This is a genomic window from Duganella sp. BJB476, assembly GCF_003416895.1.
Taxonomy (GTDB): Bacteria; Pseudomonadota; Gammaproteobacteria; order Burkholderiales; family Burkholderiaceae_D; genus Rugamonas.
Window position 1 is genome coordinate 267,733 of sequence record NZ_QVIO01000004.1, and the last position, 23,215, is coordinate 290,947.

General features: G+C 63.6%; 20 protein-coding genes. 10 read left to right on the plus strand and 10 right to left on the minus strand.

Features of this window, described 5'->3' with window-relative positions:
• Nucleotides 1-103 precede the first annotated feature (103 nt).
• On the plus strand, nt 104-1,147 hold the full coding sequence (gene purM, locus D0T21_RS17750) for a phosphoribosylformylglycinamidine cyclo-ligase (protein ID WP_116992110.1): 1,044 nt from the start codon (nt 104-106) through the stop codon (nt 1,145-1,147).
• A gap of 72 nt (nt 1,148-1,219) precedes the next feature.
• Nucleotides 1,220-2,425 (plus strand): ectonucleotide pyrophosphatase/phosphodiesterase, encoded by a 1,206-nt coding sequence (locus tag D0T21_RS17755; protein WP_116992111.1) that lies wholly within the window; start codon nt 1,220-1,222, stop codon nt 2,423-2,425.
• A 76-nt stretch (nt 2,426-2,501) separates the two neighbouring features.
• Here the strand turns inward: D0T21_RS17755 and D0T21_RS17760 are convergent, their stop codons facing one another.
• Nucleotides 2,502-2,834 (minus strand): type II toxin-antitoxin system RelE/ParE family toxin, encoded by a 333-nt coding sequence (locus tag D0T21_RS17760; protein ID WP_116992112.1) that lies wholly within the window; start codon nt 2,832-2,834, stop codon nt 2,502-2,504.
• Between the two features lie 83 nt (nt 2,835-2,917).
• Here D0T21_RS17760 and D0T21_RS17765 point away from each other — a divergent pair, with 83 nt between their 5' ends.
• Nucleotides 2,918-3,214, plus strand: a complete 297-nt coding sequence (locus tag D0T21_RS17765) for a HigA family addiction module antitoxin (RefSeq protein WP_147328125.1) — start codon at nt 2,918-2,920, stop codon at nt 3,212-3,214.
• Nucleotides 3,215-3,349: 135 nt separating this feature from the next.
• On the opposite strand, the gene D0T21_RS17770 is transcribed toward D0T21_RS17765, so the two are convergent.
• From D0T21_RS17770 to D0T21_RS17800, 7 genes are all read right to left on the minus strand, one after another.
• Nucleotides 3,350-4,564, minus strand: coding sequence for a 6-phosphofructokinase (locus D0T21_RS17770; protein ID WP_116992114.1), 1,215 nt, complete (start codon nt 4,562-4,564; stop codon nt 3,350-3,352).
• A gap of 57 nt (nt 4,565-4,621) precedes the next feature.
• Complete coding sequence (locus tag D0T21_RS17775; protein ID WP_199539639.1) at nt 4,622-6,601, minus strand: S9 family peptidase; 1,980 nt, start codon at nt 6,599-6,601, stop codon at nt 4,622-4,624.
• Nucleotides 6,598-8,616 carry an alpha/beta fold hydrolase gene (locus D0T21_RS17780; RefSeq protein ID WP_116994449.1) on the minus strand — a complete coding sequence of 673 codons (2,019 nt, stop codon included), beginning with the start codon at nt 8,614-8,616 and terminating at the stop codon, nt 6,598-6,600. Before D0T21_RS17780 ends, D0T21_RS17775 begins: the two co-directional genes overlap by 4 nt.
• Before the next feature lie 72 nt (nt 8,617-8,688).
• Nucleotides 8,689-10,743: a sodium:solute symporter family protein gene (locus D0T21_RS17785; RefSeq protein WP_116992116.1), complete on the minus strand. Its 2,055-nt coding sequence runs from the start codon at nt 10,741-10,743 to the stop codon at nt 8,689-8,691.
• Nucleotides 10,740-11,009, minus strand: coding sequence for a DUF4212 domain-containing protein (locus D0T21_RS17790; RefSeq protein WP_116992117.1), 270 nt, complete (start codon nt 11,007-11,009; stop codon nt 10,740-10,742). Before D0T21_RS17790 ends, D0T21_RS17785 begins: the two co-directional genes overlap by 4 nt.
• A 2-nt stretch (nt 11,010-11,011) precedes the next feature.
• Nucleotides 11,012-12,547 (minus strand): sensor histidine kinase, encoded by a 1,536-nt coding sequence (locus tag D0T21_RS17795; protein WP_116992118.1) that lies wholly within the window; start codon nt 12,545-12,547, stop codon nt 11,012-11,014.
• Nucleotides 12,544-13,224 (minus strand): response regulator transcription factor, encoded by a 681-nt coding sequence (locus D0T21_RS17800; protein ID WP_116992119.1) that lies wholly within the window; start codon nt 13,222-13,224, stop codon nt 12,544-12,546. Before D0T21_RS17800 ends, D0T21_RS17795 begins: the two co-directional genes overlap by 4 nt.
• A 182-nt stretch (nt 13,225-13,406) precedes the next feature.
• Here D0T21_RS17800 and recA point away from each other — a divergent pair, with 182 nt between their 5' ends.
• The 7 genes from recA to D0T21_RS17835 all read left to right on the plus strand — a co-directional run bounded on the left by recA (nt 13,407) and on the right by D0T21_RS17835 (nt 19,359).
• Nucleotides 13,407-14,528: a recombinase RecA gene (gene recA / locus D0T21_RS17805; protein ID WP_116992120.1), complete on the plus strand. Its 1,122-nt coding sequence runs from the start codon at nt 13,407-13,409 to the stop codon at nt 14,526-14,528.
• A 75-nt stretch (nt 14,529-14,603) separates the two neighbouring features.
• Nucleotides 14,604-15,056, plus strand: a complete 453-nt coding sequence (recX, locus tag D0T21_RS17810; RefSeq protein WP_116992121.1) for a recombination regulator RecX — start codon at nt 14,604-14,606, stop codon at nt 15,054-15,056.
• 265 nt (nt 15,057-15,321) lie between these two features.
• The gene (locus D0T21_RS17815) at nt 15,322-15,906 is read left to right on the plus strand and encodes a DUF2889 domain-containing protein (protein WP_116992122.1); all 585 of its coding nucleotides are present in this window, start codon (nt 15,322-15,324) and stop codon (nt 15,904-15,906) included.
• Between the two features lie 77 nt (nt 15,907-15,983).
• Complete coding sequence (gene sucC, locus D0T21_RS17820) at nt 15,984-17,153, plus strand: ADP-forming succinate--CoA ligase subunit beta (RefSeq protein ID WP_116992123.1); 1,170 nt, start codon at nt 15,984-15,986, stop codon at nt 17,151-17,153.
• A 13-nt stretch (nt 17,154-17,166) separates the two neighbouring features.
• Entirely contained in the window at nt 17,167-18,048 is an 882-nt protein-coding gene (gene sucD / locus D0T21_RS17825) for a succinate--CoA ligase subunit alpha (RefSeq protein WP_116992124.1), read from the plus strand.
• Nucleotides 18,049-18,119: 71 nt separating this feature from the next.
• Nucleotides 18,120-18,695, plus strand: a complete 576-nt coding sequence (locus D0T21_RS17830) for an FHA domain-containing protein (RefSeq protein WP_116992125.1) — start codon at nt 18,120-18,122, stop codon at nt 18,693-18,695.
• A 196-nt stretch (nt 18,696-18,891) separates the two neighbouring features.
• Complete coding sequence (locus D0T21_RS17835; RefSeq protein ID WP_116992126.1) at nt 18,892-19,359, plus strand: prepilin-type N-terminal cleavage/methylation domain-containing protein; 468 nt, start codon at nt 18,892-18,894, stop codon at nt 19,357-19,359.
• 61 nt (nt 19,360-19,420) lie between these two features.
• On the opposite strand, the gene D0T21_RS17840 is transcribed toward D0T21_RS17835, so the two are convergent.
• Together D0T21_RS17840 and D0T21_RS17845 are read right to left on the minus strand one after the other, a co-directional pair.
• Nucleotides 19,421-21,781 carry a TIM-barrel domain-containing protein gene (locus D0T21_RS17840; RefSeq protein WP_229211533.1) on the minus strand — a complete coding sequence of 787 codons (2,361 nt, stop codon included), beginning with the start codon at nt 21,779-21,781 and terminating at the stop codon, nt 19,421-19,423.
• Between the two features lie 89 nt (nt 21,782-21,870).
• Entirely contained in the window at nt 21,871-22,581 is a 711-nt protein-coding gene (locus D0T21_RS17845; protein WP_116992128.1) for a flagellar brake protein, read from the minus strand.
• Nucleotides 22,582-23,215 lie beyond the last annotated feature (634 nt).

The following is a 23,215-nucleotide window of genomic DNA, read 5'->3' on the forward strand; positions in this document are numbered from 1 at the left end:
GGATTGACCGGGTTGTTGTGCAGCTTTTTGCGCATTTTCGTAGCTTTTTACTACGAAACAGGTCTCCGCCTTCTATTTTACCGCCTCCGCTGCGAAATACACCATGAGCCAAACTTCTAATGTTTCCCTGTCCTACCGTGACGCCGGCGTCGATATCGACGCAGGCGACGCTTTAGTCGAAGCGATCAAGCCTTTTGCCAAGCGCACCATGCGCGAAGGCGTGATGGGCGGCTTGGGCGGTTTCGGCGCCATGTTCGAGATCAGCAAGAAGTACAAGGAGCCGGTCCTGGTCTCCGGTACCGACGGCGTGGGCACCAAGCTGAAACTGGCGTTCGAGCTGAACCGCCACGACACGGTCGGCATCGACCTGGTCGCGATGAGCGTCAACGACATCCTGGTGCAGGGCGCCGAGCCGCTGTTCTTCCTCGACTACTTCGCCTGCGGCAAGCTGGATGTGGCCATCGCGACCGACGTCATCAAGGGCATCGCCCAGGGTTGCGAACAAGCCGGTTGCGCGCTGATCGGCGGCGAAACGGCGGAAATGCCATCCATGTATCCAGCCGGTGAATACGACCTGGCCGGTTTCGCGGTCGGCGCGGTGGAAAAATCGGCCATCATCGACGGCACCAAGATCGCTCCGGGCGACGTCATCCTGGGCCTGGCCTCGTCGGGCGTGCACTCCAACGGTTATTCGCTGGTGCGCAAGATCATCGAAGTGGCCAAGCCGGACCTGGAAGGCGACTTCCACGGCCGCAAGCTGGCCGACGTGCTGATGCAGCCGACCCGCATCTACGTCAAGCCGCTGCTGGCGCTGATGGCCTCGATGGAAGTCAAGGGCATGGTGCACATTACCGGCGGCGGCCTGGTCGAGAACATCCCGCGCGTGCTGCAGCCTGGCCTGGTGGCCGAGCTGAACGGCAAATCGTGGACCATGCCTCCGCTGTTCACCTGGCTGCAACAGCACGGCGGCGTCGCCGACGCTGAAATGCACCGCGTGTTCAACTGCGGCATCGGCATGACCGTCATCGTTTCGAAAGAAAACGCCGCCGCCGCCATCGCCCAGCTGGAAGCGGCCGGCGAGACCGTCTACACCATCGGCGCGATCCGTGCCCGCGTTGGCGACGAACACCAGACCATCGTTGTTTAAGCGATAGCCTCTTTCCTGAAAGCGGACCACGCCCCGGCGTCGTCCGCTTTTTTTATGCCTGGACCCTGAACCATGAAACCAATGTTGAAAAAACTGGCCGGCCTGGTGCTGCTGGCCGTGAGCTGCTGCGCCACGGCGCACGCCACGCCGTTGACGATCCTGGTGTCGATCGACGGCATGCGCCCCGATTACCTGGAACGCGGCGTTACGCCCAACCTGAACCGACTGGCCGCCGGCGGCGCGCGCGCGGTGGCGATGCGGCCGTCGTTCCCCTCGATCACCTTCCCGAATCACTACACGCTGGTGACCGGCCTGCGGCCCGACCATCACGGCGTGGTCGACAACAATATGGACGACGCGGAGATCCCCGGCGTGCGCTTCAGCATGGACAACCCGGCGGCCGTCACCGACCGCCGCTGGTGGGACCAGGCCGAGCCGGTATGGGTGACGGCCGAGCTGCACGGCATCCGCTCCGGCACCCTGTTCTGGCCCGGATCGGAAGCGGCGATCCACGGCGTGCGGCCGACGGTGGCGCCGCCGTTCGACAGCAAGCACCCGGCCGTGGTGCGGGTCGACCGGCTGCTGTCGTGGCTGGGGCGCGCGAACGTGGAGCCGCTGGGCTTCGCCACCCTGTACCTCGACGACGTCGACCACGCCGGCCACACCTTCGGCCCCGACTCCGGCCAGACCACGCGGGCGGTGGCGCGCATCGACCAGGCCATTGGCCAGTTGATTGACGGGCTGGCCAAGCGCCACCTGGGCGCCAACATCGTCATCGTCTCCGATCACGGCATGGCGCCGGTGAGCGCCGAGCGCGTGGTGCGCATGGACCGGCTGCTGCCGGAGGGCAGCTACCGCAAGGTGGTCAGCGGTCCATATGCCGGCATGGAAGCGATGCCCGGCCGCGAGGATCAACTGGCCGCCGCGCTGCTCAAGCCGCAGGACCATATGCAATGCTGGCGCAAGGGCGAGCTGCCGGCGCGGCTGGCGTATGGCCACAACGCGCGCGTGCCAGCCTTCATCTGCCTGGCCGACACCGGTTGGATGCTGACGTTCAACGACAAGGCGCTGGGCAAGGGCGGCGCGCATGGTTACGACAACGTGGCGCCGGAGATGGGGGCGATCTTCATCGCCACCGGCCCGGCCTTCAAGCCGGGCGTGGTGCTGCCGGCGTTCGACAATGTGGACGTCTATCCGCTGCTGATGCGCTTGCTGAACCTGGAGCCGCTGCCGTCCGACGGCGACATCACGCCGCTGCTGCCGGCGCTGGCGCCATAGTGTAAGCAGCAGCCAGACACCGACAGCAGGAGCGGCTATGAGCGTGAGGGCGATGTGGTCCTCGCCGCACCGAATCTTAGTGACGTTTCGCGCCACCGCGACGGTGAAGATCTTCCAAGTCGATATTGGTCAGCTCGCCGCTGTGTGGATCGGCGCAATCAAAGGTAATGCGCCAGTTGGCATTGACCTCTATGCTGTATCGGCAGGCGTGGCCGCTTAATTGCTTGAAGTTTTTTGATACGCCAAGACCGCCACGAAGGTCATCAAGACTGCGCGCCGTGTGCAGATGTACCAGAATGGCACGCGTGACTTTTGCCTTCGACGCGGAAATGCCGCTCGTATCTTTTCCCGCTGAATTCCAAAAACGTTGCAAACCTTTATGCCGGATTTCTTTGGCCTGAAAACTCATGACAGTACCCTCGGCGCGGTTGACGGCTTACGGCTTTGCTCCTACCATGAAAAATCAGGATCCGACTGGTATTGGAGGCGAACATGATCACTATGCACCCCGGCGAATATCTTTTTCTGTCCTATGTCGAACCGTACAAAATTAGTCACGAAGAGTTGGCTGACCGGTTGGGACTGCCGTTGCAGGTAGTGGAAGGCTTGCTTGCTGAAGAAATCGAACTGACGGCGGAAATGGCAGTTCGGCTCGAACTGGCGTTCGATCGATCGGCCATGTCATGGATGGACATGCAGGCTGCGCATGATGTGATGCAGGCAAGAAAAAAGGTCGATACCGCTACGGTTCGACCTTTCGTTTTTCCCGTCCGGGCAGACGCGGCGTGAGCATCTGAGCTAAATTTCCTACTTGCGCGGCTCCGGCGGTGGCGGCTGGTTGGCGTTTTGCGCTGCGGCGCTCAGTGCCGCGCCGGCCAGCATGGCCAGCAGCATGCCGCGTTTGAATATGCCCATCGTCGTCTCCTATTTCTTCAGAATTTTTTCCACCGGCGCCGGCCGCAGGCGGAACGCGTCCGGCATGCCGGAGCCCAGCAGCGGCCGCAGGTACAGGCGGAAGGCGTCGGTCACGTCGGTGCCGCTGGCGCTGATGAACTCGTCCTCCATCACCCGCGTCTTGCCGGCCACGTCGGACAGCGCCATCAGCTCGTAGTCCACCGAGTAGAAGCCGGTGCGCTTGATCGCCACCGAGCCGTCGCGCCCGCCCCACATGGCGAACTGAACCGCCTTCTCGCCGACCTCGCGCGCTTCGCGCTGGTCCACGTCCGACACGCAGCCGATGAAGGACCGTTGCAGATAGCCGAAGGTATCGCCGCGCACGCGCTTGATGCCCAGCTTGGCCTTGATCTCGTCGCACAGCAGATCGGCCAGCGCGCCGGTGCCCGACAGCTGTACGTTGCCGTGCGCGTCGCGCTCGACTTCCTTGGCCAGCAGGCTGGCGATCGCCTCGCCGGACGCATCGTGGATGCCCTCGGACACGGCGATCACGCAGCGGCCATAACGCGCGTACGTGGCTTTGACGTCGGCCAGGAACTGTTCCAGCGAGAACACCCGCTCCGGCAGGTAGATCAGGTGCGGGCCGTCGTCCGGGAACTTCTTGCCCAACGCCGAGGCGGCGGTCAAAAAGCCGGCATGGCGGCCCATCACCACCCCCACGTACACGCCCGGCAGCGCGGCGTTGTCCAGGTTGGCGCCGGCGAAGGCTTGCGCGACAAAGCGCGCCGCCGACGGGAAGCCCGGCGTGTGGTCGCTGCCGACCAGGTCGTTGTCTATGGTCTTGGGAATGTGGATGCTGCGCAGCGGATAGCCGGCTTTCTGCGCCTGCTCGCTGACGATGCGCACCGTGTCGGACGAATCGTTGCCGCCGATGTAGTAGAACTGCTCGATCTCGTGCGCGCGCAAGACCTTGAAGATTTCCTCGCAATAGGCCAGGTCCGGCTTGTCGCGGGTCGAGCCCAGCGCCGACGACGGCGTGGCCGCCACCAGCTCCAGGTTGTGGCTGGTCTCGCGGGTCAGGTCGACCAGGTCTTCGTTGATGATGCCGCGCACGCCATGCAGCGCGCCGTACACGCGGGTGACGTCGCGGAAGCGGCGCGCCTCCAGCACCACCCCCGCCAGCGACTGGTTGATGACGGCGGTCGGCCCGCCTCCCTGTGCGACCAAAATTTTTCCCGACGACATGCGCGCTCCTCCGTAGACGTTGAACAGGTTTGCTGCAACGAGACTATAGCGCGACTTTCAGTGCGCGCCGATATTCTTGTCGAGGAAATGCTCGACCCGGGTCCAGAAATCGATGCGGTTCTTCGGCAGCGCCCAGCCGTGGCCTTCCTCCGGATATTCGATCCACTCGACGTTGGGATTGCCGGCCTTGACCGCGTCGTAGAACTTCAAGCCGTGCGTGATCGGCACCCGTACGTCGGCGCCGCCGTAGGCCAGCAGCAGCGGCTGTGTCACGCGCGCCGCCTGCCGCAGCGGCGAGGTGGCCTGCAACTGCACCGCATCCTTGACGCGGTCGCCGATCAGCGCCGGCATGCCGTACTGCTTCCAGCCCTGCGGCAGGTCCGAGGCGTAGCGCCAGCCGCTGTCGTACAGCAGGTCGATGTCGGTCACGCCCACCCAGTCGACGCCGCAGCGGTACAGATCGGGATCGTTGATCAGGCCCATCAAGGTGGCGTAGCCGCCGTAGCTGGCGCCGGCGATGCAGATGCGCTTGGCGTCGGCCGTGCCCTGGGCGATGGCCCAGCGCGTGCCGTCGGCGACATCGTCCTGCATCTTCAAGCCCCATTGCTTCCAGCCGGCGCGGAAGTGGGCGTCGCCGAAGCCCACGCTGCCGCGGAACTCCGGCTCCAGCACCGCGTAGCCGCGCGTGGCCAGGAACTGGGCGTCGGCGTTCCAGTTCCAGCTGCCGCCGCGCATGAACGGACCGCCATGCACCAGCACCACCATCGGCAGGTTCTTGTCCTTGCCGCCTGGCGGCAGGGTCAGCCAGGCCGGGATGTCGAGGCCGTCGCGCGCGGTGTAGTGCACCAGCTCGCGGCTACCCATGTCGGCCGGCTTGATCTGCGGCGCCACGTTGCCGACTTCGCTCATGCGTTTGGTCTCGGTGTTGAACACCATGGTGCGCTGCGGCTGCTTGTCCGAATAGGACAGCACCAGCACCCACGGCGTTTCCGGCCGGCTGGGCGGGGTGATCAGGTTGATGGTGCCGGGCAGGAGGGTGTCCACCGTCGCTTGCAGCGCCTTCATGTCGGCGTCGAACCAGGCCGTGCCTTCGGCGTCGCCATGCACCCGCACGCCCAGCAGGCGGTTGTTGCTGATGACCAGGTGGCCGCTGAAGTCGAAACCTTCCAGCTCCACCATCGGTTTGTCGGCCAGCTTGCCGTGCACCAGGTCGTAGCGGTACAGCGCGCTGCGGTCGCGGCCGGCGCGGCTGGTCACGTACAGCGTGCCGTCCGGGCCGAACGCCAGCGGCTCGAATCCGCCGCCGCCGGTGTAGGCGTCGAAGCTGGCCAGCGTGCGCCACTGCTCGGTGGCCGGGTCCAGGTAGTGGATGGACTCGATATTCTTGTCCAGCGTCTCGACCAGGCGCGGCCGGCCGTGCTGGTCCAGCAGCCAGCCGCGCGCCACGCCAGGATGCCCGACCGTATGGGTGATGCTGGTGCGCGTGTTCAGCCGCAGCAGGTCGGACGACACCAGGATGCCGGCGCCTTCGATGCCGGCGTCGCTGACGTAGACTTCCTCGCTGTCCTGCGCGCCGGCCTGGTCCAGCATGAAGGTGTGCCAGGGCAGCATGTCGCGGCCGCTGTCGCCGCTCTGGATGAAGGGGGTATTGCGCCTGGCCAGCTGACGGAAGCGCTTGCCGTCGCGGTCGACCGCGAACAGGCCGGGCCCGAAGCGCACGTCGCGCCGGGCCACGCTCTTGTCGACCGTGCTGAACAGCAGGCGCTCGTTGTTGACCCATTGCGCGCGGCCGATGTCGGTGTCGCGGAACTGCGCCACCATATGCGCGCTCATGTCGGACAGGTCCACCACGGCCAGGCCGTCGCGCTGGCCGCCGGCGCCGACAAAGGCGGCCAGGTAGCGGCCGTTGGGCGACAGCATGGCGCCATTGAAGGCGGGATTGTTGAAGAAGCTGGCCACCGGCGGCGCCTCGGCCTGCGCGTGGCAGGCGGCCGCCAGGGCCAGCGCGGCCAGCATCAGTTGGCGCAGCGGCCTCATTGCGCGGCTCCCGGTCCGATATGCTTGTCGAGGAATTTCTCGACCCGCTTCCAGAAGTCGAAGCGGGTTTTCGGCAGCGCCCAGCCGTGGCCTTCGTCCGGGTATTCGACCCATTCGACGTCGGGGTTGGTCTGCTTGACCGCGTTGTAAAACTTGGTGCCATGCGGCAGCGGCACGCGCATGTCGGCGCCGCCGTAGGCCAGCAGCAGCGGCTGCTTGATGCGCGCCGCCTGCAGCAGCGGCGAGGTGGCCTTCAGTTGCTCGGCGTCCTTGACCGGGTCGCCCACCAGCTCGGCCATGCCGTACTGCCGCCAGACGTCCGAAAAGTCCGACACATAGGCCCAGTGGCCGTCGCGCATCAGGTTGATGTCGGTGACGCCCAGCCAGTCGACGCCGCATTGGAACAGCCCCGGATCGTTGATCAGGCCCATCAAGGTGGCGTAGCCGCCGTAGCTGGCGCCGGCGATGCAGATGCGCTTGGGATCGACGGTGCCCTGGGCGATGGCCCAGCGCGCGCCGTCGGCGATATCGTCCTGCATCTTCAAGCCCCATTGCTTCCAGCCGGCGTGATAGTGGCGCGCGCCGAAGCCGCGGCTGCCACGGTATTCCGGCTCCAGCACGGCGTAGCCGCGCGAGGCGAGGAACTGGGCCTCGGGCTCCCACGCCAGGTTGCCGCCCCGTACATACGGGCCGCCATGCACCAGCACCACCATGGGCAGGTTTTTGCCGCTGCCTTGCGGCACGGTCAGCCAGGCCGGAATGTCCAGCCCGTCGCGCGCCTTGTAGTGCACCAGGATCTTGTGCGCCATCTGGGTCGGCTTGATGGCCGGGTAGCTGGAGCCGACCGAATTCAGCTGCTTGCTGTCGCGGTTGTACAGGAAGGTGCGCGACGGCCACACATCGCTGAAGGAGGTGACCAGCACCCATGGCGCCTGCGGCCGCGTCGGCGGTGTCAGCAGGTTGATGGTGTTGGGCAGCATGGCGTCGATGGATTCCTGCATCGCCTTCATGGCCGGATCGAACCACACCGTACCGCGCGCATCGGTCAGGTAGCGCACGCCCAGCATCTTGTGCTGGTCCATGATCAGATGGCCGTTGAAGTCGTAGCCGTCCAGCTTGACGATGGGCTGCTCGGAGACCTTGTTGGTGGCGAGGTCGTAGCTGTGCACCGACGCCAGGTCGCTGTTCCTGTTGGAGATCACGTACAGCGTGCCGTCCGGCCCGAACGCCAGCGGCGTGAAGGCGCCGTTGCCGCCGGTGTAGCTGTCGAAGCCGGTCAGCTTGCGCCATTCGTTGTTGGCCGGATCGCGGTACCAGATCTCGCTGCTGCGGTCCTTGCTGGTTTGCGTCAGGCGCGGTTCGCCCTTGTTGTCGAGCAGCCAGCCCATGCTGTCGCCGGGACGGGCGATGGTGGCGGCCACGCGGCCGGTGAGGGTGTTGACGCGCTGCAGATCGATGCGGTCCACTTGGCCGGGGCCGCTGATGGTGCTGTTGAGCACGTACATGTATTCGGAATCCTGCGGGCCGTCCTGGTCCAGCATGTAGGTGTGCCAGGGCAGCAGCTCGCGCGTCTGCATGCTGCCGGAGCCGCTGCTGACGAAGGGCAGGCCGCTACGCATGGCCAGCTGGCGGAAGGCGGTGCCGTCGCGGTTGATCGCGTACAGGCCGGGCGCGTAGCGCTGGTCGCCCTGGGCCAGCAGATGGTCGGCGGCGGTGAAGGCCAGGCGCTCGTCGTTAATCCACTGGAACCTGCCGATGTCGGCGTCGCTGAAGTTGCCCACCACCTTGACGGTGTTCGTGCCCAGCTCCACCACCGCCAGCAGGTCGCGCTTGTCCTTGGAGCCGACCTTGACGGCCAGGTATTTGCCGCTGGGCGAGAGCAGCGCGTCGCTGAATTCGGGATTGCCGAAAAAATCTTCGACCGTTGGGCGGGGCGGCGGCGCGTCGGCGGCCTGGACGGCGTGGAAGGACTGGCCGATGGCGCAGGCCAGCAGCAGGATGATGCGAAGTTTCATAGGCGGTCTCGAAATAGGCTGTGCCGGCACAATAGCACCAAGTTATCAAATCCGCCACATGGGCTGTGTATCTTAAAGTTCCGGCGCCCGGATGTAGTCGACCAGCGCGCCGGTCTGGCGCTCCGGCGCCGGCGTCAGCAGGCTGACCGCGAGCATCGTCAGCAGCCCGGCCGGCACGCCGAAGATGCCGGCCGAGATAGGCGCGATATGGAACCACTGGCCGGCCGCGCTGCCGCCCAGGATGGGATTGGCGTGCAGCATGTAGTACAGGCAGACCGCGAAGCCGGTCGCCATGCCGGCCACCGCGCCCTGGTAGTTGGCGCGTTTCCAGAACACCCCCAGCACCAGCGCCGGGAACAGCGCCGAGGCCGCCAGCGAGAAGGCCGCGCCCACCAGCGACAGGATGTCGCCCGGCTTTTGCGAGGCGGCGTAGGCGGCGATGAAGGCCACCCCCAGCAGCAGCAGCTTGGAGATGGTGACCCGCTTCTGGGTCGAGGCGCTGCGGTCGACCAGCTTGTAGTAGATGTCGTGCGACAGCGCGTTGGAGATCGCCAGCAGCAGGCCGTCGGCGGTCGACAGCGCGGCGGCCAGCCCGCCCGCCGCCACCAGGCCGGACACCACGTAGGGCAGGCCGGCGATTTCCGGCGTGGCCAGCACCAGCACGTCGGCGTCGATGGTGATCTCGGCCAGCTGCACGATGCCGTCGTGGTTGATGTCGCTGATGCTGAACAGCGGACTGGCCTTGTCCACATTGGCCCAGTACGACACCCAGTTGGGCAAGTGCGCATAGTCGCTGCCGACCAGCGCGCTGTAGATGTCGTACTTGACCAGCACCGCCAGCGCCGGAATGGTCAGGTAGATCAGCAGGATGAAGAACAGCGTCCAGAACACCGACACGCGGGTCTCGTGCACCGATGGCGTGGTGTAGGAGCGCATCAGGATGTGCGGCAGCGCGGCCGTGCCCAGCATCAGGCAGAACACCAGCGCCAGGAAGTTGTTGCGCTTGATGTCCGAGCTTTCTGGATCGCCGGGATAGGGCGTGGCGTGCGGCGTGATCGGTTCGGCGCGGGCCAGGTTCTGCGCGCGCGCCTCGGTCCAGGTGCGCGCGGCTTCGTCGGCGCTTTTCGGATAGGCGATCAGCGTCCGCTCGGCGCTGCGGATTTCCAGCAGCGAAGCGTTGCGCAGCTTGACGCGGTCCAGCGCGCGCTGGACCTCGGCGCGGCCGGCCTCCCACGACGCCGGCAGGGTGCGGATGCGGGCGTCGAAATCGTCGGCGCGCTGGCGGAAGATGGCGCGCACCTCGGCCTCTTTCGGATCGTTTTGCAGCACGCTTTCGCGCGCGCTCAGCTTGGGCAGCAGCTTGCCGTAGGCCACCTGCGGTATCGGATTGTCGGTGTGCTTGCCGGACAGCCAGACCGCCGGCATCAAAAAGGCCACCAGGATGATGATGTATTGCGCCACCTGGGTCCAGGTGATGGCGCGCATGCCGCCGAGGAAGGAGCACACCAAAATACTGGCCAGGCCGAGGAAGATGCCGACCGAGAAATCGACGCCGGTGAAGCGCGAGGCGATCAGCCCGACCGCGTAGATCTGCGCCACCACGTAGGTGAAGGAAACGATGATGGTGGCCACCACCGCCAGGATGCGCACCGCGCGGCCGCCGCGGCCATCGCCGTCGCCGCCGCCGTAGCGGGCGGCCAGGAAATCGGGAATGGTGTACTGGCTGAACTTGCGCAGATAGGGCGCGATCAGCAGCGCCACCAGGCAGTAGCCGCCGGTCCAGCCCATGATGTAGGCCAGGCCGTCGAAGCCGTGCAGGTACAGGCCGCCGGCCAGGCTGATGAAGCTGGCGGCGGAGATCCAGTCGGCGGCGGTGGCCATGCCGTTGAACATGGCCGGCACGCGCCGCCCGGCCACATAGTATTCGAGCACGTTGGAGGTGCGGCTGAGCACGCCGATCGACGCGTACAGCACGATGGTGGCGAACATGAACAGGTAGCCGATCCAGGTGCGCGACATGCCTTCCTGCTCCAGCACCGACAGCGCGACCAGGAAGCAGGCGAAGCCGGCCGTGAACAGCAGGTAGTAGCCGCGCAGGCGCTGGAAGAAGCTGCGGCTTGCCTTCATGCGCCGTGCTCCGTGGCGGCGGCGCGGTCCAGCTTGCGCATGCGCCAGGCGTAGACGGCCAGGATGGCAAGATAGACCAGCGACGCGCCCTGCGCCGCCAGGTAGAACGACAGCGGCCAGCCGAACACGCTCAGCCCGGCCAGTTCGCGCGCGAACCAGGCGGCGCAGAAACCGGTCGCCAGCCAGACCAGCAGCAGGATGGCGGACAGGCGGCGCGTCTTGCGCCAGTGCTGCTCGCGGCTGAGCGGGGCGGCGGGTTTATCCATTGTTATCCATAGTACGGTTGCTCATCGTCTGGTTCGGGCGGGCGCGGCGGCAGCGGGAAGGTCAGCCGGAACAACGCACCCGGCAGCTTGGCCTGCTGCGCGCGCGGGTTGTTGTAGATATCGACTTCGGCGCCGTGCTGCTGGGCGATTTCGCGCACGATAGCCAGGCCCAGGCCGCTGCCCTCGGCCGTGTTGCCGAGGATGCGGTAGAAGCGCTCGAACACCCGCGTCCGTTCGGCCTGGGCGATGCCCGGCCCGGTGTCCTCGACTTCCAGGTAACCACGCTCCTCGTCGCGGCGCACCCGCACGGTGACGCTGCCGCCGGCCGGCGTGTAGCGCAGCGCGTTGTCGATCAGGTTGGACAGCAGCTCGCGCAGCATGGTCGGGTTGCCGACGATCTGCACCGGCTCGGCCGGCGCTTCGTAGCCCAGGTCGATGCGCTGCGCGAACGAGGCCGGCACCCAGTCCTGCACCGCGCTGCGCGCCAGCTCCGACAATTCCAGCGGCAGCAGGGCGGTGCCGGCCTGCGGCTGGTTTTCGGCGCGGGCCAGGGCCAGCAATTGATTGACCAGGCGGGTGGCCGCTTCCGAGCTCTTGGCCAGCTGTTCCAGCGAGCGGTGGATTTCGCCGCTGTCGGTCTGGCGCAGCGCCAGTTCGGACTGCATGCGCATGCCCGCCAGCGGCGTGCGCATCTGGTGCGCGGCGTCGGCGATGAAGCGCTTCTGCATCTCGATCGACAGCGACAGCCGCGCCAGCATGTCGTTCAGTGAATTGACCAGCGGCGAGATTTCCTCCGGTACCTGGTTGGAGGCGATCGGGCTCAGGTCGTCCGAGCTGCGCGCGCGTATCCGCTCCTGCAACTGCGCCAGCGGCGACAGCCCGCGCGACAGCGCAAACCACACCAGGGCCAGCACGATCGGCAGGATGATGAACTGCGGCAGGATCACGCCCTTGATGATGGCGTTGGCCAGCTGGCCGCGTTTTTCCAGCGTTTCGGCCACCTGCACCAGCGCCAGTTGCGGTTCGTCGCCGCCGTTGTGCTCCAGCCGCACGTAGGCGTAGGCCACGCGCACCGGCGTGCCGTGCATGCTGTCGTTGCGGAAGCGCACGCTGCCGCGCGGCTTGTCGTCCTCGTCGATCACCGGCGGCGGCAGGTCGCGGTCGCCGTCGACGTGTTCGCCGCGCGGGCCCTGGATCTGGAAATAGACGTTGTCGATGTCGTCGGCGCGCAGGATGTCGCGGGCCGGACCGGACAGGCTCTTGATGACCTTGCCGTCCACCGCGCGCACCTGCTGCGCCAGCACGGTGACGCTGTCTTCCAGCGCATGGTCGAACGGCTGGTTGGCGATGGATTTGGCCACCAGATAGGTGATCGCGATGCTCATCGGCCACAACAGCAGCAGCGGCGCCAGCATCCAGTCCAGGATCTCGCCGAACAGCGAGTGCTGGATGCCTTCGTCCGCCTCGGGCGCCGGCGGCTGATACTCCAGATCCTTCGCCAGATCCGGCTGCACATGCGGTGCGGCCGGCGGCGTCACTTGGGTGCGTCCGAATATTTTTCGAGACAGTAGCCGAGGCCGCGCACGGTGGCGATGCGGATGCCGCCGATCTCGATCTTCTTGCGCAGCCGGTGCACATAGACTTCGATGGCGTTGTTGCTCACTTCCTCGCCCCATTCGCACAGGTGGTCGACCAGCTGTTCCTTGGACACCAGCCGGCCGCTGCGCGCCAGCAGGATTTCCAGCAAGCCCAGTTCGCGCGCCGACAGGTCCAGCATCTGCTCGTTGATGTAGGCGCTGCGGCCGACCTGGTCATAGCTCAGCGGTCCGTGCCTGACCACGGTGGCGCCGCCGCCGGCGCCGCGCCGGGTCAGCGCCCGCACCCGCGCCTCCAGCTCGGACAGCGCGAAGGGCTTGGCCATGTAGTCGTCGGCGCCCAGGTCGAGGCCGTTGACGCGCTGCTCGATCGAGTCGGCCGCCGTCAAGATCAGCACCGGCAGCAGCGAGGCGCGCGCGCGCAGGCGGCGCAGCACTTCCAGCCCGGACAGCTTGGGCAGGCCCAGGTCGAGGATCAGCAGGTCGAACTCCTGGGTCGAGAGGGCGGTGTCGGCTTCCTGGCCGTTGCTGACGCAATCGATGGCGTAGCCGGACTGGCGCAGCGAGCGGGTCAGGCCGTCGGCCAGCACGCTGTCGTCCTCGGCAAGTAAAATTCGCATAATGTAGACACTCCAACACTCCGGCTGCAGAAGATTCTATTGTGTTTCATTTCGCGCAAGGTGGCGAGTTTTTGTGCAATCTCAAAATTGTTTAAAAATCGTGCTTGCATTAAGCACTGTTTTTTTATACAGTGCTGCCTGTACCGACGAATTTGCACCCACCTACTGGTTGAAAGAACATTATGGACGATAAAAAAGCTGTTGTACCTGCATCAGAAAAGGCCAAGGCGCTGGCTGCCGCGCTGGCCCAAATTGAGAAGCAATTCGGCAAAGGCTCCGTAATGCGCATGGACGCCAACGCGCCGATCGAGGACGTACAGGTCGTGTCGACCGGTTCGCTCGGCCTGGATATCGCACTGGGCGTCGGCGGCTTGCCGCGCGGCCGCGTGGTGGAGATCTACGGTCCTGAGTCGTCGGGTAAAACCACGCTGACCCTGCAAACTATTGCTGAAATGCAAAAGCTGGGCGGCACCTGCGCCTTCATCGACGCCGAACACGCGCTGGACGTCGGCTACGCACAGAAACTGGGCGTCAACCTGCACGAGCTGCTGATCTCGCAGCCGGACACCGGCGAACAAGCGCTGGAAATCTGCGACGCGCTGGTGCGCTCCGGTTCGGTCGACCTGGTGGTCATCGACTCGGTCGCCGCGCTGACGCCACGCGCCGAGATCGAAGGCGACATGGGCGATTCGCTGCCGGGCCTGCAAGCCCGCCTGATGTCCCAGGCGCTGCGCAAGCTGACCGGTTCGATCAACCGCACCAACACCCTGGTCATCTTCATCAACCAGATCCGCATGAAGATCGGCGTCATGTTCGGCAGCCCGGAAACCACCACCGGTGGTAACGCGCTGAAGTTCTACGCCTCCGTGCGCCTGGACATCCGCCGCACCGGCTCGATCAAATCGGGCGACGAGGTGATCGGCAACGAAACCAAGGTCAAGGTCGTCAAGAACAAGATCGCGCCGCCGTTCAAGGAAGCGCACTTCGACATCCTGTACGGCGCCGGCACCTCGCGTGAAGGCGAGATTCTGGATCTGGGCGTGGAAGCGAAGATCGTCGAGAAGTCCGGTTCCTGGTACAGCTACAACGGCGAGCGCGTCGGCCAGGGCAAGGACAACGCCCGCATCTTCCTGCAAGAGCGCCCTGAGCTGGCGTGGGAAATCGAAAACAAGGTCCGCGAATCGCTGGGCGTGCGCGTACTGCCGCCGCTGGCCGTCGACAGCACCGTGGTCAAGCTGAAATCGGTCGACAAGGCCGACAAGGCTGATAAAGCAGACAAAGGCGACAAGGCCGACGCCGCGTAATCAGCGTCCGCCTTATCCCGAACCACCGCGCTGTTCACTCAGCCGGTGGTTTTCTCATTGTGCAGAGGTTTTTTTATGGCAGCACCGCAACTTAGCCTGAAGGGCCGCGCCCTGCGCTATCTGTCGATGCGCGAACACAGCCGCATGGAGCTGGCCCGCAAGCTGGCGCGCTACGCGGAAGAGGGCGACGACGTCGAAGCCCTGCTCGACCTGCTGGAAAAGAACAACTGGCTGTCGCAGGAGCGGTTCTCCGAAGCGCTGATCCACCGACGCTCGGCCCGCTTCGGCAACAGCCGCATCGTCGCCGAGCTGCAAAGCCACGGCATCAAGGGCGAGGAACTGCAGGAACTGAAGGCCGGCCTGGCCGAAGGCGAGACCGAACGCTGCGTCGACGTCTGGAACCGCAAGTTCGGCACCGTGGCCGCCGATCCGCAGGAGCGCAACAAGCAGATGCGCTTCCTGCTGCAACGGGGATTTTCCCAGCGCGCCGTGCAAACCGCCCTGAAAGGCGCGCCGGAAGACGATTGACAGATCAGGTAGACCTTGCCGCGCCGCACCATGCAATGTTTCCATGACTGAAATAAGACTGGTGAATTTCTTGTAAAAACGATCTCGAAACGGCCATTTTTCCTTCCAAAAGATATGTTCTGACGCAACTGGAGGTCTTGATGTGCTACACTTTTGGGGTTTTTGCAGCGCCGCAGGTGCGGTAGTTGTCCGTAGAAGCTGCGGACACGTGCGATCAGCACATGGCTGCTTACTAAATTTCTGTCGCGAGAGCGGCATCGGTCTTATGTCCCTGTCAACCCCAGTTAACCGACGTGCGCTCCGGCACACGCGCGCAATTGCCGTCCAAGCGTACGCACGCGATGACGGGCTGTGGGATCTCGACGCCCATATCACCGATATCAAAACCATCGACACCGTGCTGGCCTCGGGTCCACGCGCCGCCGGCACTCCCCTGCATGACCTGCACCTGCGCCTGACCGTGGATCTGCAACTGAACATCGTCGATGCCGAAGTCGCATCCGATGCCGTTCCTTATCCCGGCCATTGCGACACCATTGCCCCCGATTATAAAAAGCAGCTCGTCGGCCTGAACCTGATGAAGGGTTTCCGTCACGAGCTCAAGCAACGCCTGGCCGGCATCGCCGGCTGCACCCATTTGACCGAACTGGCGCAGATCCTGCCCACGGCCGCGGTGCAGGCGTTCGCCAACGATGTCTGGTCGACCAACGACGCGGCGACCGAAAATGAAGGCGTGCCGCGCCAGAAGCCGTTTCAACTCGACAAATGCCATGCCCTGCGCACCGACGGCGGAGCAGTGGCGCAGTTTTACCCGCGCTGGGTGGCCAAAGCAGCACCAGGTGGCGCGTAGCAATCTCTGCTTACTAGATTCACACATTTCGCAGTATCAACCGATTTTTACACATCAGCATCAGAAGGGAAGCCAGCATGAAAATCCATGAGTATCAAGGCAAAGAAATCCTCCGAAAATACGGAGTGACGGTTCCGCGCGGTATTCCGTGCATGTCCGTTGAAGAAGCAGTCAAAGCTGCTGAAACCTTGGGCGGCCCGGTCTGGGTTGTAAAAGCACAGATCCACGCCGGTGGCCGTGGTAAAGGCGGCGGCGTTAAAGTCGCCAAATCGCTGGAACAAGTCAAAGAATTCTCCGAGCAGATCCTGGGCATGCAGCTGGTCACGCACCAGACCGGCCCTGAAGGCCAGAAAGTACGCCGCCTGCTGATCGAAGAAGGCGCGGACATCAAGAAAGAACTGTACGTATCGCTGGTCACCGACCGCGTATCGCAGCGCGTTGTGCTGATGGCTTCCTCCGAAGGCGGCATGGACATCGAAGAAGTTGCCGAGTCCCACCCAGAACTGCTGCACTCGATCGCCATCGATCCATCGATCGGCCTGACCGACGCTGAAGCCGCTGGCATCGCCGCCAAGATCGGTGTGCCGGAAGGTTCGATCGCCGACGCCGTCACCAACCTGCAAGGCCTGTACAAAGCCTACTGGGAAACCGACTCGTCGCTGGCCGAAATCAACCCGCTGATCCTGACCGGTTCGGGCAAGGTCATCGCTCTGGACGCCAAGTTCAACTTCGACGCCAACTCGCTGTTCCGTCAACCAGAAATCGTCGCTTACCGCGATCTGGACGAAGAAGATCCAGCTGAAGTCGAAGCATCGAAATTCGACCTGGCCTACATCTCCCTGGACGGCAACATCGGCTGCCTGGTGAACGGCGCCGGCCTGGCCATGGCCACCATGGACACCATCAAGCTGTTCGGCGGCGAGCCTGCCAACTTCCTGGACGTAGGCGGCGGCGCCACGGCTGAGAAAGTAACCGAAGCCTTCAAGATCATGTTGAAAAACCCAGGCCTGAAAGCCATCCTGGTCAACATCTTCGGCGGCATCATGCGTTGCGACGTGATCGCCGAAGGCGTGATCACCGCGGTCAAAGCCGTGTCGCTGAACGTGCCGCTGGTGGTGCGCATGAAGGGCACCAACGAAGACCTGGGCAAGAAGATGCTGGCCGATTCCGGTCTGCCTATCATCGCAGCCGACACCATGGAAGATGCAGCGAAGAGCGTAGTCGCCGCCGCTGCCGGTCAAGCTTAATTAAGGAATCAACATGTCCATTCTGATCAATAAAGATACCAAAGTCGTTACCCAAGGTATTACCGGCAAAACCGGTCAATTCCACACCCGCGGTTGCCGCGACTACGCGAACGGCAAAAATGCTTTCGTCGCAGGCGTGAACCCGAAGAAAGCCGGCGAAGATTTCGAAGGCATTCCTATTTTCGCTAACGTTGCAGAAGCGAAAAAAGAAACCGGCGCCAACGTTTCCGTGATCTACGTACCGCCAGCAGGCGCTGCCGCTGCGATCTGGGAAGCTGTCGAAGCCGAACTGGACCTGGCCATTTGCATCACCGAAGGCATTCCTGTCCGCGACATGATGGCTCTGAAAGACCGCATGGCTAAAGCAGGTTCCAAGACCCTGCTGCTGGGCCCTAACTGCCCAGGCCTGATCACCCCGGACGAAATCAAGATCGGCATCATGCCAGGTCACATCCACCGCAAGGGCCGCATCGGCGTGGTTTCGCGTTCGGGCACCCTGACCTATGAAGCAGTCGGTCAGCTGACCGCACTGGGCCTGGGCCAATCGTCGGCAGTCGGCATCGGCGGCGACCCGATCAACGGTCTGAAGCACATCGACGTCATGAAGATGTTCAACGACGATCCTGATACCGACGCGGTCATCATGATCGGCGAAATCGGCGGTCCAGACGAAGCCAACGCGGCTTACTGGATCAAAGACAACATGAAAAAACCGGTCGTCGGCTTCATCGCCGGTGTTACCGCTCCTCCGGGCAAGCGCATGGGCCACGCCGGCGCGCTGATCTCCGGCGGCGCTGACACCGCACAAGCCAAACTGGAAATCATGGAAGCTTGCGGCATCACCGTCACCAAGAACCCGTCCGAAATGGCGCGTCTGCTGAAAGCAATGCTGTAATTACAGCCGGCTTGAATGTGGAATAATGAAGGGGAGCCCAGCGCTCCCCTTTTTTTGTTTTGGAGACCAGATTGGCGAAGATCCTCATCTCGCGGGATGGACAGATAGAACAGCAAGTACAACTGAGCAAAGAGCGGATGACCATCGGCCGTCACCCGCGCAACGACATCGTGCTGACGCATCCGGCCGTCAGCGGCGACCACGCCGTCATCGTCACCATCCTGGACGACTCCTTCCTGGAAGACCTGCACAGCACCAACGGCACCTTCGTCAACGGCCACCGCATCGGCAAACACTTCCTGCAACACCAGGATGTGATCAAAATGGCCAAGTTCCAGGTCGAGTTCGTCGCCGACGGCGTGCGGCCCATGATGGCGGCGGAGCCCGTGCTGGCGCAAATCGAAGTATTAAATGGCAACAATGCCGGCAAGCAGATGGCGCTGACCAAGCCGCAGACCACGCTCGGCCGCGCCGGCGTGCAGGTGGTGGTGATCCATCGCCAGCCCGACGCCTACACCATCACCCACCAGGAAGGCGCGCAGCCGCCGCTGGTGAATGGGATCGCCCTGGGCAAGCAGGCCCAGCGTTTGAATCACGGCGACGTGATCGACCTCAGCGGAACCCAGATGGCCTTCCGCATCGCCTGACAATATTTGTCAGCGGCGGCCCTGGCTGACAAATTGCGGCCTGCCGACTGACAAAAAACGGCAGTCCGGGCGACCCAAAGCGACAGTTTTTGGCATATTTTGTGGTTTTTGACCCAAAAAACAGGCTGGCACACCAATTGCTCATAGCTAAGTGTCCTACCAAATTTTGATGTTCAACACACCCCAGGAGTCGAAAATGAAATCCATGAAAATGATGAAGAAACAAGCCCAGGCCGGCTTCACCCTGATCGAACTGATGATCGTCGTTGCCATTATCGGTATTCTGGCCGCGGTCGCGATTCCAGCGTACAGCGACTACACCGTGAAAGCCAAGATGGCCAACGCCCAGGGCGCGATCGACTCGATCAAGACTGCGGTGGCACTGTGCGCCCAGGAAGGTGGCGGCGATCTGACCGGTTGTAACGCCGGCGTCAAAGGCGTACCGAACTTCACCCCAACCAAGGAAGTTGTCAGCGCCACCGTTACCGATGGCGTGATTGTTGAGAAATTCGCCACCGGCGTCGGCAAAAACATCGACGGCTTGACCGCTACCTTCACCCCTACCATTGCCCCCGGTGCAGCCAACGTCACCTGGGTCGTGACCACCGACGTCACCAACACCGCAGCGTCGGCAGCGCTGACCAAGAACAACGTAGGCCCTTAATATTCAAGGTCTACCCCTGCGGCCCGGTCGAATTTTCGACCGGGCCGTTTTCATTTGGGCACTAAGTACAGGGCACGATGCGTGTCGTTCGACTGAGCGTGGCCGGCGGCAGCTGTAGCGTCGCCAGCTGCCCCGATCCATCCAGCGTTGCGCTATAACGCTTGCCATTCACGCGGTAGCAGGCGTTGGTCCCTGCGCCATGCAGTGTGAGCCGCCATGAACGCAGCAATGGCGCGCCACGGTAACTGCCACGCGCGGCGCCGATGCTCAGGCTGCGATGGGCGTCATCCCAGCGGATGGCGGTGGTCATCAGCTGGCCTTGTTTGCGATACGCCTCGCTGACATCATCGTCCTCCTGCAACAGCGTGCTGCCCGATGCGCCGGTGTAGATGTCGAGCAGCATTCGTTGCTTGTCGGCGCCGGCGGTGCTGGTGGTATAGCCCTGGCGCGGCAGGATGGCGCCGGCCTTGACGAACACCGGCAGCAAGCCGCGCTCGGCGCCGACGCTGATCACCGTTCCGCCAGCAGCCACGTGCTGCGGCGCTTGCGGTTGCCAGAAATCGTACCAGGCGCCGGCCGGCAGCCAGACTTCGGTCGCGTCATCGCGGCTGGTGCGCGGCGCGACCAGCAGCGACGGCCCCCACATGTATTGCAGGTCGTGGCGCCAAGCCGCGTCGTCATGCGGATAGTCGAGCAGCATGGCGCGCGCCATCGGCAGGCCGCTGGCCGCCGCCTCATGCGCCGCCGAGTAAATGTATGGCATCAGCTGATAGCGGGCTTGCGCAAACTGGCGCGCCGCCGCCTGTTCGCCGGCGCTGCGGTCCAGCGGCCAGCGCGATGGTCCCATGCCGTGCGGCTTCCAGATCGGTGCAAACGCGCCGAAGCCCATCGCCCATTGCTGGTAGAGGGCGGCGTCCGGCCCCTGTTTTGCGTCCCAATCGTAGAAGCCGCCAGCGTCATGGCCCCAGTACGGGAAGCCGGACAGGCCGGCCAGCTGCATGCCGCGGATCTGCATCTTCATTTCGTCGAAGTTGGGCTTGATGTCGCCGCTCCACAGCGAGGCATAACGTTGCGCACCTGCCGTCATGCCGCGCACCCACACATACGGACGTTGGGTGATGGCCGACTTGTCCCAGCCGTCGCGCACCAGGGCCTGCGCAATCAGGAAGAACCAGTAATTGCGCATCTCGGCGAAGCTGCGCCCGTCGGCCAGTTTGGCATCCGCCGGCGCGCCGCCCATTTCGTCGAATTCGTCTATCCACAGCGCATCGCCCGGATAGTGCAGCGCGGGGTCCAGCGACTTGCGGTACAGGACGTCCCAGAACCACTGGCGGAAGGCAGGGTTGGTCTGGTCCGGCGCGCTGGTGGCGAAGTCGACGCCCGCGACGCCGGGCACATTGAACTCGGGCTTCCAGCCTTCGCTGAATTCGAGAATGCAGCGGTTGACGTCGATGGTCGTGACCAGGTGGTTCTGCTTCAGCCATTGCGCATATTCGGCCGGCTGCTGATAGCGGCCGCGATCCCATTCCAGATACGATTCGCAGCGCTTGCCGCCGCCGGCGCGCCAGCGGTTGTCGTTGACGATGTGGTCGATGGGGAAGCCGGCGGCGCGGTGCTCGCCGACCTTGCGCTTCCACCAGGCTTCGTCCGAGGGCGTGGCCGCGTCGTGGTCGTGCGACTTGTCCGACAGCGCCAGGCCGAACATGGCCTTGGGCGGCAGGCGCGGCTTGCCGGTCAGCTCGACATAGTGCGTCAGCACCTCGCGCGGCGTCGGGCCGGCGATGAAATAGTAATCCATGCGGCCGGCGTAACCTTGCGTGTCGATGCCGAATTCATAGCGGCCCTCGGCGCCGAAATTGAAGCGGTTCTTGAAAGTGCTGTTCAGGAAGACGCCGTAGCCCTTGCTGGAAATGTAGAACGGCACCAGCAGCGGCGCCTGCTGGATTTGTTCGCTGCCGTAGTTGCGGCCCAGTTCCTGGCCGCGCAGATCGATGGACTGGGCGCGGCCGTAGTAGCCATGGCCCAGCGCGGTGAAATGCTCCGCCGGATCAGGCGCGAAGCTGCGCACGATGCTGCTGTCGCGCCATTGCAGGCCGCCTTGCTCCGTCAGCACCGGCGCGCCGGCGATCAGGTAGGTGACGGCCAGCGTCTGCCTGTCGATGACGAGACGCAGCGGGGCTGCGCCCGGCAGCTGCAACGCCAGCGTGGCGCCGTGTTCGCTGACCTGCAGCGCGCCGCCATGCGGAAGCGCCTCGACCATCTCGTAGTAATTGTCGGGAAAGTAGTCCTCGCCCTTGCGTATCGTTTGCAGCCGGATCGCATGGGGGCCGTAAGGCGTGATGCGCAGGCTGGCGCCCGCCGCATCGGAGACGATCACGCTGGCGCCGCTGCGGACATAGCCGGCATCCGCATGCGCAGGCATGGGCAACGCACCGGCGAGTGCCACTGCGCCACGGAGGCATACCCGATAAAATTCTCGCATATCCTCGTACCTCTTCCGGGAAGGGCGTATCAGACGATTTTCTGGCGGTCGGCGATCAACGCCTCGTAGGTCAGGTTTTGCAGCATGGTGTAATGGACCGGATCCAGGTCGATGAACTGCACGCCGTAGGTGAACACCTCGGGCTTGTCGCCGGTGGCCGGCTTGACCACGTTGATGTTGCGGATGGTGGCGTTCGGATTGATGCGCACCTGGCGGTTGCCGGGCTGGGCGATCAGGTAGAACGACAATCCGACCTCGGCCTCATCGTCCGACAGCTTCTTGGCCGATTCGATCAGCGCGCCGGAGACGCTCAGGTTCACCAGGAACACGGAATTGGTGCCGCCCGGGGAAGTCACCTGGGCCGGAATGTCGACCTTGACCCGCATCGCCGCGCGCAGGCTGGTGCCCTGGATGGACTGCGGGAACGACAGGTGGACATAGAACAGCGGACGGGGAAACACCCGTTGCACCACGCAGGAGAAGGAGCAGACGTTGACGCCGGAGAAGACGCGGATGGTCAGCTTGTCGCCGTCGTTGAGGGCGATCGGTGCGCCATTCTCGAACGGAACCTTGACGATCATGTACTCATCCTTGGCCCAGCCGATCAGCGTGGAGAAGTGCTGGATCGGCTTGATCGTGCGGTGAGTAATGAACTGAATCCTGCCGCCCACCTGCAGATTCATTTGCTCGAATTCGTATTCCTGAGTCTTGGCTTCGCTCGGTGGAGGGTTGCTGCTCATTCAAATTCTTTCTCGTATGCGCGAGGCGGGTACGGTGAGGCCTACGTCAAAAGATTACTTCAGTGACATTTATTATATACCCACCAAACAAAGGTAACAATCAGACAATAGGATGGGTTGCTAATTGGTCGTACAACTGTCTCAAGACGTTGATATGGCGCTGAAAATCGTTGCATTTTGGAGGTTTACTGCGGGGTTATCAAGAGGCGCGGGGCAACAAAGTGTCCGTCACGCGAATGTCGGCCAAGGAATCTGGTACGTGTTTTTTGGCGAGAATTGAGCCCCAAATCCATGCCATAATCGGGTGGTGTGTTTCCATGTGGAAACCATTCTCATCCTTCATTAATTGTGAATGCGGCTATGCGAACCCCCCAATATACCCCAATTGCACCTGAATCCGTAGTCAAAGCGTGGCCGCACTACAAAGCCATTCTGGCACTATTACTTGCCTTATTGCTACCGGTAATTTTTACCTCCCAAGCAAGCGCGACGTCGTATGTCCAAGCCCAGAAGGTTTATCTAGGTGCAGGCGAATATTTCGCCGACGGCGGCAGTGTAACGAATGCAGTTGCTCTAGATAATTGCAACGGCCACTATTCCCCCTGTAGTGGCTCATATGAGACTGAATATTTTG